The 12,332-nt window shown below is 66.2% G+C and carries 13 protein-coding genes; 10 read left to right on the forward strand and 3 right to left on the reverse strand.

The annotated features are described in order from the left end of the window. The 5 genes from UK12_RS29825 to UK12_RS29840 form a co-directional block, all read left to right on the forward strand. Positions 1-725 (forward strand): restriction endonuclease (locus tag UK12_RS29825; RefSeq protein ID WP_231591443.1); only part of this gene is annotated, 725 nt, incomplete at its 5' end. A gap of 96 nt (positions 726-821) precedes the next feature. Further along, positions 822-1,211, forward strand: coding sequence for an effector-associated constant component EACC1 (locus tag UK12_RS40160; protein WP_156179008.1), 390 nt, complete (start codon positions 822-824; stop codon positions 1,209-1,211). Further along, the gene (locus UK12_RS29830) at positions 1,208-4,924 is read left to right on the forward strand and encodes a caspase, EACC1-associated type (RefSeq protein ID WP_045306316.1); all 3,717 of its coding nucleotides are present in this window, start codon (positions 1,208-1,210) and stop codon (positions 4,922-4,924) included. Before UK12_RS40160 ends, UK12_RS29830 begins: the two co-directional genes overlap by 4 nt. A gap of 935 nt (positions 4,925-5,859) precedes the next feature. Beyond that, complete coding sequence (locus tag UK12_RS29835; protein ID WP_045306317.1) at positions 5,860-6,276, forward strand: prevent-host-death protein; 417 nt, start codon at positions 5,860-5,862, stop codon at positions 6,274-6,276. After that, entirely contained in the window at positions 6,273-6,698 is a 426-nt protein-coding gene (locus tag UK12_RS29840) for a hypothetical protein (protein WP_045306318.1), read from the forward strand. The genes UK12_RS29835 and UK12_RS29840 overlap by 4 nt, the downstream gene beginning before the upstream one ends. 495 nt (positions 6,699-7,193) lie before the next feature. On the opposite strand, the gene UK12_RS40165 is transcribed toward UK12_RS29840, so the two are convergent. Continuing rightward, positions 7,194-7,979 carry a hypothetical protein gene (locus UK12_RS40165; protein ID WP_156179009.1) on the reverse strand — a complete coding sequence of 262 codons (786 nt, stop codon included), beginning with the start codon at positions 7,977-7,979 and terminating at the stop codon, positions 7,194-7,196. Between the two features lie 203 nt (positions 7,980-8,182). After that, positions 8,183-8,338, reverse strand: a complete 156-nt coding sequence (locus UK12_RS45200) for a restriction endonuclease (RefSeq protein WP_197085273.1) — start codon at positions 8,336-8,338, stop codon at positions 8,183-8,185. A gap of 457 nt (positions 8,339-8,795) precedes the next feature. Here UK12_RS45200 and UK12_RS29850 point away from each other — a divergent pair, with 457 nt between their 5' ends. The 5 genes from UK12_RS29850 to UK12_RS29865 all read left to right on the forward strand — a co-directional run bounded on the left by UK12_RS29850 (position 8,796) and on the right by UK12_RS29865 (position 11,587). Further along, entirely contained in the window at positions 8,796-9,203 is a 408-nt protein-coding gene (locus UK12_RS29850) for a TauD/TfdA family dioxygenase (protein WP_052682280.1), read from the forward strand. 92 nt (positions 9,204-9,295) lie between these two features. After that, on the forward strand, positions 9,296-10,243 hold the full coding sequence (locus tag UK12_RS29855; protein ID WP_045306320.1) for a D-2-hydroxyacid dehydrogenase family protein: 948 nt from the start codon (positions 9,296-9,298) through the stop codon (positions 10,241-10,243). Between the two features lie 57 nt (positions 10,244-10,300). Continuing rightward, entirely contained in the window at positions 10,301-10,849 is a 549-nt protein-coding gene (locus UK12_RS29860; RefSeq protein ID WP_197085274.1) for a TSUP family transporter, read from the forward strand. Positions 10,850-10,860: 11 nt separating this feature from the next. Continuing rightward, positions 10,861-11,064, forward strand: coding sequence for a hypothetical protein (locus UK12_RS38585; protein ID WP_052682283.1), 204 nt, complete (start codon positions 10,861-10,863; stop codon positions 11,062-11,064). Between the two features lie 43 nt (positions 11,065-11,107). Next, positions 11,108-11,587, forward strand: a complete 480-nt coding sequence (locus tag UK12_RS29865; protein WP_052682285.1) for a pyridoxal-phosphate dependent enzyme — start codon at positions 11,108-11,110, stop codon at positions 11,585-11,587. Positions 11,588-11,880: 293 nt separating this feature from the next. Here UK12_RS29865 and UK12_RS29875 read toward each other — a convergent pair. Then, a partial coding sequence (locus UK12_RS29875; protein ID WP_231591445.1) for a hypothetical protein occupies positions 11,881-12,332 on the reverse strand: 452 nt, incomplete at its 5' end.

A 12,332-nucleotide genomic window follows, 5' to 3' on the forward strand; every position in this document is an offset into this window, starting at 1 on the left:
GGGTGACAGCGGTGGCAACTGGCAGCAGGGGCGGGAACAGGACCCGCAGGCGCGGACTGGTCTCTCGAAGCCATTGGCTTCGAGACCTGCCGTGGTGGGTGCTGCCGCTGCTCGGGCTGGCGGTGGTCCTCCTGATCGCGAAGGGAATCGTGGTCCTCGCTGAACGCCAGGCCTGGCTGTTGGCCGTCATCGGGTGTGTTTTCGCCGTGGCAGTGGGCTACGCAGTTCGCCGCGTACGGTGGCGTGGTCGGGCCCTGGTCGCCCGCCCGGCGTGGCTCTCGCTATCCCAGATCGACCATCTCGGGCACCAGCAGTTCGAGGAGACCGTGCGAGACCTCTTGCGGCGGGACGGCATCCGCGCTCACCGGGTCGGCGGTGCGGGAGATCGCGGAGCCGATGTCATCGGGAGCGATGCCTGGGGCAGGAGGGTGGTGGTCCAGTGCAAGCACACCACCGTAGGCGGGAAGGTCGGTGACCAGGTTCTTCAGGTCGTCAGCGGTACGGCCCGTCCTATCCACAAGGCAGACCTTGCATTGATCATCACCAATGGTGGCTTCACCCGGAACGCGCTGAAGAACGCGCCCGACTACGCGGTCCTGCTGGTCGACCGCCAGCTCCTTGGGCGATGGGCAGCGGGTGGTGAACCCCTTTACGAGCTGCTGGGCGTAGTGGATCCACCGTCAGGTCGGTGGCGGCTAAAGGCCAAGGGACTTTGGAATAGCTGAGATGAGCACCCATCGGGGTGGCTAGGCTTACGTATACGGACTATCGGCGCCGGCTACCGCTGCTGTGCGGTTCAGCCGGCCACTTTGAGGGAGAGCATGGCTGACGACGGCGGTTCGGTGCGAGTACAGGTGTTCGGTGCGGACCCGGCGCATGCCGAGCGCGAAGCGCGGGAGCTGCGTGACGTCCTCGGCCGAGTCGAGGGTGTTGCGACACGCTTCGCAGACCGGCGGCAGCCCGGTGCGGGGCCGCAAGGCAGCAAAGGGGGTGCGCTGACACCGGAGGTGGTGTTGCTCGTCTCGGGCAGTTCGGCCACGGCACTTCGGGCCGTCATCAAGGGATGGGTAGAGGTCCGTAAGAGCCGCTACGCACGGGTGGAGTTCAGTGACGGGTCGGTGGCTGAACTTCGAGGTGGAGTATCCGGACGGGAACTGAACCAGCTTCTCGACCGTGACCGCGAGCAGCCTCCGGAGGAGGTGCTTCCGTGAGCCGTCAGCACGCGCTTCTCATTGGCACCTCCGTTTATCAGGATGTGGCCTTTGCGCCGTTGCCATCGGTCCGAGCCGACGTGCACTTCCTCAGTCAGGTCCTGGAGATGCCGTCTGTCGGTCGCTTTGAGGACTGCGTTCGGGTGGAGGATTCGTCGAAGGCGGCGATCAGGCAGTCGGTCGAGGCGTTCCTGAACGATCGTGAGCCCGACGAGCTGGTCGTGGTTTATTTCAGCGGCCATGGGGAGTACGACACCGAGGATGGCCAGCTCTACTACATCGCCTCGGACACAAGAGCAGACCAGCTTCGACAGACCGGTGTTGAGGCTGCCTTCATCACCGAGCAGCTGGAGGCTTGTGCGGCCCGGCGGAAGGTCCTGCTGCTCGACTGTTGCTTCAGTGGCGCAGCCGTCCAGGGCTTCCGTAGCAAGGGCGCATCGCAGCAGCGCACCTCCGCTACTGTCGAGGCGAGCGGCGTCTACGTGATCACAGCCTCACACCAGTGGGAGCAGGCTTTCGTGGGCGCTGCGGATGCGCCGTCACGCTTCACAGCAGCGATGGTCGACGGGTTGCACTCCGGGCGGGGTGACCTCGACGGTGACGGCAAGATTTCGGCCGACGACCTGTTCCGATTCGTGAGCCGGACGCTTCGGGAAGACCCGGACGGGGCCCGGCAGACGCCGACCAAGTCGAGTCTGCAGGTGACCGGAGATCTCTGGCTGGCGAATGCCGCCGTTGGTCGGCAGGTGCCCGCACTCCGACCGCTGCCAGCTACCGTTCCTGCTGCGACTGGGGCCTCCACCGTCCCGGTCGCGCTCGAACCCCTCAAGTCCATGGCGGCGGCTTACGACGACACCACCTTCTCCGACTCCGACTGGTCAAAGCTCTTCGACTACTACCTGCAGTGCTTGCGTGAGGAGAACTCCACTGACCACCTCCTGCCGCTCATGGGCAACGATCCGCCGCGCGCGGTCTGGCCAGGTGGGCAGGAGACCTTACTGTCAGGAGCGGCGACCTCTACTCGGGTTTCCACCGAGGTTGTGCAGCTTGCCGACCAGGCGAGCAAGGATGGCGCAGACCTCTGGTACGGCTATCCCGTGGTGGTGGTGTTCGACGGGAGGCGGCAGGTCTGCGCTCCGCTGCTCATGCAGCAGATCGAACTTACGACGGACACTCAGGGGCGCAGCGTGGCCGAACCTATCGGGCCGGCCATCCCGCATCCGAAGCTGATCCTGGAGCGTTTGGGCAAGGACGAAGGCCAGGAGCTGCTGGCCACGTACCAGCCGAACTGGCGGCCTGGTTTCCGCGACGAGATGGTGCGTGACATTCGCAGTCTGCTGGACCAGTTGGGGCTGCCTGACACTGAGCACCTGGACCCTGGTGTTCTCGGCGACGGCTCCTCCCTGCGTGCTGCCCATGAGGGCGCGCGTAATGTCGCGATGGTCTTCGCCGTGCGCGGTGACTCTGCAGCCTCGGCGCAACTTGTCAAGGATTACGCTTCGATGCGCAGGGCGGTGCGGCAGATTCCGGAGACTGCCCTCGGAGTGTTGGCCCGGGGGTCGGGGGCCGGGGTCGAAGCCACAGCGGCTGGGCGCGATGTCCATATCGTCGCTCCGCTGGAGCTGAACGAGGGCCAGGAAGTCGTGATCCGATCAGCCATGACTCAGCGGCTTACCGTGGCGACGGGACCACCTGGCACCGGGAAGAGCCAGCTCATCGTCAACGCGGTGGCCACCGCGCGGGCGGCCGGGCAGTCGGTCCTGGTCGCCTCGACGAACAACAAGGCGGTGGACGAGGTCTGGGCGCGATGCGAAGAGCTCGCTCCTGGTCTGCTGGTCCGGACGGGCAGCCGCAGCGGAGAACGGGACAACGTCGAGGACGAGCTGCGGAGCTTGGAGCAGCTCACCCGTGGCGCACGGCCTGGCCGCTCGGCCGCGGCATGTGCCGGCGATATGCGCAATGCTGTCCGTGAACAGGAGGCCAGGCGGCAGGAGCTCGCCCGGACAGCGACGCTGGAGCAGGTGCTGGCCAGGTTGGGTGAGCGTCGGCACGTCTACGCCGACGAGCACCACTGCGACGTCAGTGCTCTGGCTAGTGCTTTCGGTGACGATGCGGCGCTTGGCCAATGGCTCACAGCTGCGCGGAAGGCTGATCGTACATGGCTCTTCGGAGGGTGGCGGCGGGGACGGCTGGTGCGGAAGCTCCCAACACTGCCCGTGACGATCGAGCAGCGCGCGGACTTCTCTGCACTGGTCGGTTTCGCGGGGGATGAGGCCGGATGGCGGAGGGAGAGCGCGATCGCTGATGCCGGTGCACAGGACACCGAGCTCGCCGATCAGCTCTCCGGCGCTCAATTGATCGTCCGACAGGCTGCCGCGGTGCTCTTGCGGGCGCTGGTCGCCGAAGGGGCAGCTCGGTCCCGCAATTCGCTCCTGGAACGGATCGATGCTGTTCGCTCGCGGTCGCAGCGGGAGTGGGCGACCCTCGACAAGATACTGCCGGACGTGCCAGCCTGGGCAGTTACGACCCGGTCGGTCCGGCGCTTCCGCGACTGCCCGGCGATGTTCGATCTCGTGATCATCGACGAGGCGAGCCAATGCTCGACACTCGACGTCCTACCGCTTCTATTCCGGGCCAAGCGCGCCCTGGTCATTGGTGACCCTATGCAGCTGTCACCCATCACCAAGATCCTTCCGCGTCAGGAGGCAGCGGTCCGCAAAGCATCCGGTGTTCGGGCCAGTTGGCTGGAGGAACACAGGCTCGGCCACCGGCGGTACTCCTCTTTCCAGGCTGCAGCCCGGGCTGCGGGGGCCACCCTTCTCCTGGACGAGCACTACCGATGCCACCCGGACATCGTCCAGATCTCCAACCAGTACTGCTATGGCGGTCGGCTGACGGTGCTTACCAACCCTGGATCACTACGCCGGCTTGCCGGTGTGGATGCGTTGCAATGGCTCGATGTGACTGGTAAAGCGCGGCGAGGCCGCAGCGGGTCGTGGGTCAACGAGGATGAGGCTGAGCGGGTTCGGCTCTCCGTCGAGAGGCTGCTGCAGCGTCTGCCGGTCGAAGCGACCATTGGTGTGGTGACACCCTTCCGTGCTCAGAAGGAGCTGCTCGAACGCGGGTGGGAACGCGAGCCCAGAGTCCGGGTTGGGACCGTGCACACCTTCCAGGGCGGTCAGCAGGACGTGATGCTGTTGTCTCTCGTCGCCGGAACGCAGATGCGGGCAAGCGCGCTGAACTGGCTGTGCCGTGAGGTCAATCTGTGGAACGTAGCCATCACACGTGCTCGTGCGCATCTCATCGTGGTGGGCGACCGCAGCTTCTGGTCCGGCCGTTCCGGCATGCCGCTCACACTGCTGGAAGCCACAACGGACAGCGCAGCTCGCGGGCTGGCGTCGGTCGAGCAGTTGGATGAGGACAAGATGCTTCTGGCAGACCGCTTCCAGAAGCTATTGGGCGACGCGACACCTGGCGTTCTGGTGGACCGGGGTGTGGTCGTGGATGGTCATCCCTCCGACTTCGACGTTCGATTCAACGGAACACGGATCGCTGCACTGCTCGATCACGCGGCATCGACATCGGTCGACCCTGCGAGGCACCTCCGGTTGATGCTCTCCCGGGCAGCTCTTCTGCCCGGCGGTGTTCGAGTACCGGCATGGCATGTGTGGGCAGGGCGGACAGACCGAGTGTTTCAGATGGCGGAGGAGTAGCCGGGTTAGATCTTGTCGGCCGAGTGCGGGGGACGACCTCCCTCGCACCAGAAAGGCCGGTACGCCACGGTCTGCAGAGGATCAAGTTGTCGCGCAGACGAGCGTCCCGCGACTCCAGAGGCTCTCCGCCTCACTCACCTGGGAGGACCAGCTCGCGGCTCGTCGCCCCGGGAGGCGGCTCTGTGGGCTTCCTGCGACTGGTCGTGATCGTCGAGGGCGAACGAGCCGTCAGCTCCGTGAATGCGGCGCTCGGCGTGGGAAGCTGGGGGTGGCGGCTCCCCTCGATGGATCCACGAGCGAGCGCCGATCGGGGGGACCTGATTAGGCCGTGCCAGATCCGTGCCAGAACCGGCGGTGAAGGACGGTCGGCAGCGGTTGGAACTGGACCCGCCACGAACCCACCTGATCAGGTATCGCCGCAGCTCAGAGGTTGTTTTCGGGTCGAAAGCCCAAAGATTCCCAAGCTTATAGCGCGAGTTCGATTCTCGTCGCCCGCTCAGAGGTAAAGCCCCAGGTCAACAGCCTGGGGCTTTCTTGTTGTCTGGACCAATTCCGAGAGTCGCACCATTGGTGTACTGGTAGCCGCGGCCATTGGCGGTCCAGGACTGTCAGCCGTCGTGAGGTCGCCATCGGTCCTCGGCCAATTGGACTGAGCTATGAGCCTTCTGTCTTGACGCCTTGCGATCCCGCCTCGGCGGGCTGGGCGGTCGCAGGGGCCGTTTGCCCGTAGTCGCCATTCTGGGGGTGGTGCCCGTGTGGGACGCGATGGAGCGCACTTCGCCCGGACGCCGGGACTCCGTCGTCCGCCGAGCACGGTCGAGCTGGTTGCGGTAGAGCGCCGCAGGCACGAACGCGTGCGCGCCTCCTAAGTACGCGACGTACTTGACGTACGTTGCTTTGCGGGGGACTCTGAAGGAGATTCGAGGAGGCGTGTCATGTCGGCAGTGCACTACGAGAGCTACACGGAAGCGCGCTCGCATCTGAAGGACCTCTTGGACGCGGCGGAGCAGGGGCGGGTTGCCACCGTGCGGCGGGACGCGGGCCGGGCAGCGGTGGTGGACGTCGAGCGGCTGCGGCACTTTCTCTCCACGGTGTGCGTGTCGCGAGCCCAGGTGGTTGCGGAGGGCGGCGGCTGGTCTGTTTTCATCCCCGGCCTGCCGGTCGCTGCGGACGGGGCGACCTTCGACGAGGCGATCGGCGAGATGCTCGACGCGCTGCGGGAGTATGCCGAGGACTGGCAGGAGCGGCTGCAGGGCGCGCCGAATCACCGGGACAACTGGGGGCTGGTGCAGTTGATCAGCCTCAGCGATGACGACCAGCTGCGCGACTGGCTGGTCGGAGCGGCCCGATGACCTGGCCCCAGCCGACCCGCGAGCGCCACGACCAGTTCTGCCGGGTCGAAGACTGGGAGCGCGTCAGGGATGCGCGAGGGCGTACGGGTACGCACCACGTCACCTACGAGCTTGGTCTGTTCGACGGTCGAATCCTACGTACTCGGATTTCGCACCCGGTGGACCGGACCGCCTACGGAGCCGGCATCTGGGGCCACATTCTCCGCGACCAACTGGAGGTGGCAGAAGGAGAGTTCTGGGCCTGTGTGCTGGACGGAGAACTGCCAGACCGAGGCTCGCCCGAGCCCTCGTCTGAGGCTCTCCCCGCAGACCTCGTCCATCTGCTGATCAACCGGGTCGGTATCGCGGAGGATGTTGTGGCCAGGATGGACAAGAGTGAAGCCGTGGCGCGGCTCCATCGTTACTGGACCGACGGTGAGTGACAGGACTCGCGCCGCAGTGTGAGATCCCGGGCTTGTCGGCCAGCTGGTCCAGCTGGCCGATGCCGTTGTCCGGATCGCTCAGTAGGGCACGCTGCACGTGGTCTCGGTGCTTGCTGGAGGGATGAAGTGTGTCCCAGGCCTCGACCTGGCGCCCGACCTCCTGGGCGCGGTCGGGAGGTCAGAGCTGGGTTGACCGCTGTGATTGGGGCCGTATATATAGCTCTCACTCGTTGCGTTCTGCGAATCCTATTCCTTCGTCTACGTCATCAGCGTAGATGGGCTGAGCCTCGATCTCTAAGGCTCGCAACAGGCCCGCCGTTGGTACAACGTAGCGATGGCTTGGCCTCAGGACCGTGCACGGAAAGGCTCCGCGTGCAACCAACTTGTAGGCGGTGCTCACGCTCATGCCGATAGCCCGTGCGGCGGTGCGGAGATCTACAACACCGGGTAGCTGAAACAGCTCTGGAAATGTCAGCGGAGGGCCGGTGCGCTCAGTCATCTATTGTCTCGCTCTGGCGATGCAGGTGACATGATGTTTCTCGCACGCCGATACGCAGCCGGGTTGCGATCGCGCAGTGGCAGATATCCGATCAATCGCCCACCCGTGCGAACTTGTGCCGCTGTGCGCACTTGTTCACTCAGGCGAAGTCGCTGGGCCACGCTACCGAGGCGTTCCCCTTCAAGCTGGATCCGGGTGGTCAGATCGCTCTGGCCGGTGGGCAGAGCCTCGCGGCGAACGGGGGCTTGAGGGAGCCCGTCGCTTCGAGCCGCTTCTGGGCTGGAACGTGCTGCTAGGTCGACGTCCTCAACCGGCAGTTCACGTGCGGTGCTCCGCTCGACGCGCCATCCACGGCTGCATGCCGTTCGACACAGAAACGAGCCGAGTTCTGGCCGGTGTGGGTCGACCTCTCTCATGGCCTCCATGAAGGCGAGCAGCATCTCGGCCTGGATGTCGTCGCGATCCGCAGGCGACCTTCGTCCGAGCCGGCCGGCGGTCCGGCGCAGTCCGGGGATGACCAGCCACACAGCGATCAACTGCCATGGCGGCTCACACTCACCGGCTTCCCGAGCTTGCGTCAGGCTGACCAGCTGTCGCCAGATTGCCTCGCGAAGGGCTTCGTCTGCCGTGCGGTCGAAGATCGTCTGCCGGGCCTGAGCCAGGCTCAGAACCTGCGCACCCACGTACTCACTCGCCTGGATGTGTAGCTCCGGAGCTGGCAGCAGTATTTCGATTTGCAGTTCGATCGCGTCGAAAACACGCGGCGTCGCTAAAATCGACATCGTTGGGTTCCCTCAGCCAGTTGGATGCTTCCGACAGCACTATGGGCCTGCCGGTGCCGATAGTGGCAGGCGATGAATCGGGGGGGCACACGTATAGGCAAGAATGGCTCTAACGCGGAGCCGGTCAGCGAAAGTTAGGCTATCCTCGACCAACTCGCCGGCGGTGGGTTGATCCACCTGGGTGCAGATGGTAGAAGTTCGCTCTATATTATGCTGCTGTTCGCGAAGCGATCGCGGTGGATGGCGATAATCCCGCTACCGTGGGCGAACGCCTCGGCGGGGCGGGAGAAGCCGGGAGCGGAGACGAATCTGGCGATGTCGGCTTTGAAGTGCTGATCGGCGCCGACGAGGTTTCGCACTCCACGGCCCAGAGCGGCGACGCATCGCTCATGGACTCCGTGGCGAGTGCCGGCCGGGCGGAGTGATCAGGGCGTGCCAGAACGGGCGGTGAACGACGGTGGGAAGCGGTCAAAAACGATCGCGCCACAGGCCTGCCAGATTGGTCATCGCCCCAGGTCAGGGGCCCTTTCGGGCCCGAAGGGCCAAAGATTCCCAAGCTTATAGCGCGAGTTCGATTCTCGTCGCCCGCTCAGAGAGAAAGCCCCAGGTCAATGGCCTGGGGCTTTCGTATTATCTAGACCAATTCTGAACTCCGCGTCACTGGCGCACCAGTAGCGACGGGCAGCGGCGGTCAAGGTCGACCGCCCGGATCTGGAGCTTGATCGGTATTCGGCGCATTGCGTTGAGCCATGAGCGGGCGGGCCCCAAAAATCTTGGCGCAGCAGTCGCGGAGAGGGGCAGGAGGGTTTCCTGCTCGTGCTGGGGAAGAAGTCGCGTCTCGACGGCAACCGGATCCTCCGCGAGTTCACCGAGGACGAGCGGCGGCATTTCGCGGAGACCACCTACGCGTGGAAGTCGACGGAGGGCCTCGCCCGCCGTGGTGTGCAGCACAACGCTGAGCACCCGGTGCTGGAGGAGATCGACGGTGAACTGGTCTTCCGCTTCTCCTACAACAACCTGGTCGTGCCCGACGGCGACGAACTGGCAGCGCGGCTGCTGGAGCGGGGCAAAGAGATCTACGACGAGAGCCATGTCGCCGTGGAGTACCAGGAGCGCGACGTGATCGTCTGGGACAACTGGCGGATGCTGCACTCCCGCAACGCATTTGAGGACCCGACCCGGCACCTCAAGCGAGTGCAGATCGCCGCTCCGATCAGCGCATAGCATCGAGCGGCGCCCCGCCGGTACCCAGTGCGGAGCGACGGGGCGCCGCCGTCGGAGAACCCGGCGACGATCGGACGGAAGGGGAGCTGCACGTGTTTCAGGTCGCCGTCATTGATGACTACCAGGGGCCCGCCGCCGGGCTCGACTGCTGGCAGGAGCTGTCGACGCGTGCGGAAGTCTCCTTCTTCCAGGACCACTTGACTGACACTGAGGCGCTCGTCGAGCGACTGCAGGCGTTCGATGCCGTGATCGCGATGCGCGAGCGCACGCCGTTCCCCGCAGCCGTAATGGAACGGCTGCCGAAGCTCCGACTGCTGATCACCACCGGGATGAGCAATGCCGCCATCGACGTGGACTCCGCCCGATCGCTCGGCATCACGGTCTGCGGCACCCGCCTGCTCCCCCACCCGGCAGCCGAGCTGACGTGGGCGCTCATCCTCGAACTGGCCAAGCGCACCGGCGCGGAGGAGACCGGGCTGCGCGTCGGCGTCTGGCAGAGCGGTGTGGGCCTGGACCTCGACGGTGCCACCCTCGGGGTGGTCGGCCTTGGGAAGCTGGGCCGAAGGGTCGCCGCGATTGGAGCCGCGTTCGGGATGAACGTCCTGGCGTGGAGCCAGAATCTGACCCTTGAGCAGGGCTCTTCGGCGGGCGTCGAGGTGGTCTCCAAGGAGGAGCTGTTCCGGCGTTCTGACTACGTCACGATCCATCTCCGGTACAGCGAGCGGACCAGGTCCGTGGTCGGCGAGGCCGAGCTCGGGTTGATGAAGCCGACCGCCTACCTCGTCAACACCTCCCGCGCGCCTATCGTGGACCAGGAGGCACTGCTCGTCGCTCTGCACGGCGGGTGGATCGGCGGAGCGGGGCTGGACGTCCATCTGGTGGAGCCGATCCCGGCTTCGGACCCGATCCTCCGAGCGCCCAACACGGTCCTGACACCGCACATCGGCTACGCGACCCGGGGCAACTTCGAGCTGAGCTACTCGGACGCCGTCGAGGACGTCACCGCCTTCCTCGCCGACCGTCCGGTCCGAGTGCTGTGAACCGCTCCGAAGGATGAGGCTCCCGTGCACATATTCCTGGACCTGTCGGGCGGGACGGTGTCGCTGCTCACGCTGGTGTCGCTGCTTGCCGGCCTGGTCGACGCCGTTGTCGGCGGCGGGGGCCTCGTCCAGCTTCCCTTCCTCCTCGCGATGATCCCTGGGCTCGGTACCGCCACCCCGCATGGCATCAACAAGGCCGTGTCCGCGCTGGGAAACATCTCCTCCGCAGCCGTGTACTGGCGCCGCAACCCGGGCACCCGGCTCAACCGCCGACTGCTGGCCTGGTCCGGCACGGTGGCGGTGCTCTGCGCGGTGGGCGGCGCCCTGGTGACCGCCAGTCTGCCCATCGAACTGTTCCGGCCGATTGTCATCGTCGTCCTGCTGGTGATCCTCTGGCTGGTGGTGAAGGGGAGGCTGTCCCCGTCGGCCGCGGTCGGCGCGTCGCCCTCTCCCGGCCGCGGGATCAACCTGCCGCTCGCCGCCTCGTCCGGGATGATCGGCCTGTACGACAGAATCATCGGCCCCGCAGCCGGGAGCTTCCTGCTGTCTCCCATCAGAGGATCCTGCGCCGGTCGCTGGTCGACTCGCTTGGTACGGCGAAGGTGATCCAGTGCTGCATGAATCTGGGTGGTGCAGCCGTCCTGATCTCCAGGGGCCCCACCAGCTGGCCGCTGATCGCCCTGCTCGGCCTGGCGAACACCGCCGGCCCCGCCCTCGGCGCCCGGCTCACCCTGCAACGCGGGGACGCCTTCGTCCGGGCTGTGCTGGTCCTGGCGGTCCTCGCCACCGTGGGAAAGCTGGCCCATGACCAGTGGCTCTGACCATGCGAGCCCCATCCTCCTCCGAACCTGTGAGAACCCTGCCGTGACGCTCATCTCCTCGGCCGACCTGGACCGCGCTCGGACAAGCGTCGCGGGCAGCGTCGTGCGAACCCCGCTGCTCCCGGTGCCCGGCATGGAACATCCTCTCTGGCTCAAACCGGAGAACCTCCAGACCACCGGAGCGTTCAAGATCCGTGGCGCTCACCACAGGATCGCGTCGATGACTGAGACGGAGCGCGCCAGGGGGGTCGTCACCCACGCCAGTGGCAATCACGCTCAGGCGGTGGCATGGTCGGCGAAGGCATTCGGCATCCCGGCCGTGGTCGTCATGTCGGACACCGCCGCGCGGGTGAAGATCGAGGCCACCCGCACGCTGGGCGCCGAGGTGATCAGCGTCCCTCCGGACCTGTACCGCACGAAGGCCGTCGAGCTGGCAGCCGAACGCGGTTACACCCTCTCCACAGCCGCAATTGGATGCAAATGGCGGCCTGCGAGGGCGGGATCCTCGGCGTCGCCGCCGTAGTACTGGTCGCCGTCCTGCTCCGGATCGGGACTCGCGGCCCGCAGCCTGTTCAGTCGTTGTTCGTTACGGCGCTGAAGGCGATGCTCTTCGTCAGCCTGACGTTCCTTCTGGTGGAGTCCTACGACCTCCACCAGCTCCTCGGGCACTTTCAGTCCGTGCACCCGCGCCGTGATTGCGACCTCTGACGCCGGTAGCGCGAGTTGTGGTGGGAGGGGATGGCGGGACGGTGCCGGAGGCGAGGTGGGTGGCGAGGGTGCTTTCGGTGATGCGGACGTGGGCGCCCGGCAGGTCTGTCAGCCGGTGGGCGTGAGTGTGCCGATGTCCACCGTGGCCCGCGCGGCGCGTATTGCTGCGCGGACGCGCACGGCTCCGGCGGCGGCTGCCGCAGCTCCACCGCCGACTGCGACCGTTCGTCTGCCGAGGCCGGCACATGCCCGGCAGATGCCCGGTTGGGGTACCGGGTCATGGCATTTGGCGCACTCGGTGTATCGGGTCGCCGGGGGTTTCTCGGGGGCGTGCAGGGGTGGCATCTTGCGTTCCAGGCGGCTGCGGAGCACTGCGGTCGCGGAATACATGGTCGGGGGCAGGCCGGGCAGCAGCGCTTGGACGAGGTCACCGGCGGTGCTGCCGCGTTCCAGCCACTGGGCGACCAGCGGTGCCAGCTCCATCGCCTCGGCCTCGCCGATGCGCAGGCGCGGTTCCGGCCGGATCACCCGGAACAGCGTCGCCACCGCCTGGCGGACCT

Origin of the sequence: Saccharothrix sp. ST-888 (assembly GCF_000955975.1) — a bacterium.
GTDB lineage: Bacteria > Actinomycetota > Actinomycetes > Streptomycetales > Streptomycetaceae > Kitasatospora.

What these genes read in the sequence shown, in the direction of transcription:
- UK12_RS38585 (WP_052682283.1), top strand. Translation starts at nt 10,861, where the DNA reads ATGAATCTGGGTGGTGCAGCCGTCCTGATCTCCAGGGGCCCCACCAGC.
- UK12_RS40165 (WP_156179009.1), bottom strand. Translation starts at nt 7,979, where the DNA reads ATGTCGATTTTAGCGACGCCGCGTGTTTTCGACGCGATCGAACTGCAA.
- UK12_RS29835 (WP_045306317.1), top strand. Translation starts at nt 5,860, where the DNA reads ATGTCGGCAGTGCACTACGAGAGCTACACGGAAGCGCGCTCGCATCTG.
- UK12_RS29840 (WP_045306318.1), top strand. Translation starts at nt 6,273, where the DNA reads ATGACCTGGCCCCAGCCGACCCGCGAGCGCCACGACCAGTTCTGCCGG.
- UK12_RS40160 (WP_156179008.1), top strand. Translation starts at nt 822, where the DNA reads ATGGCTGACGACGGCGGTTCGGTGCGAGTACAGGTGTTCGGTGCGGAC.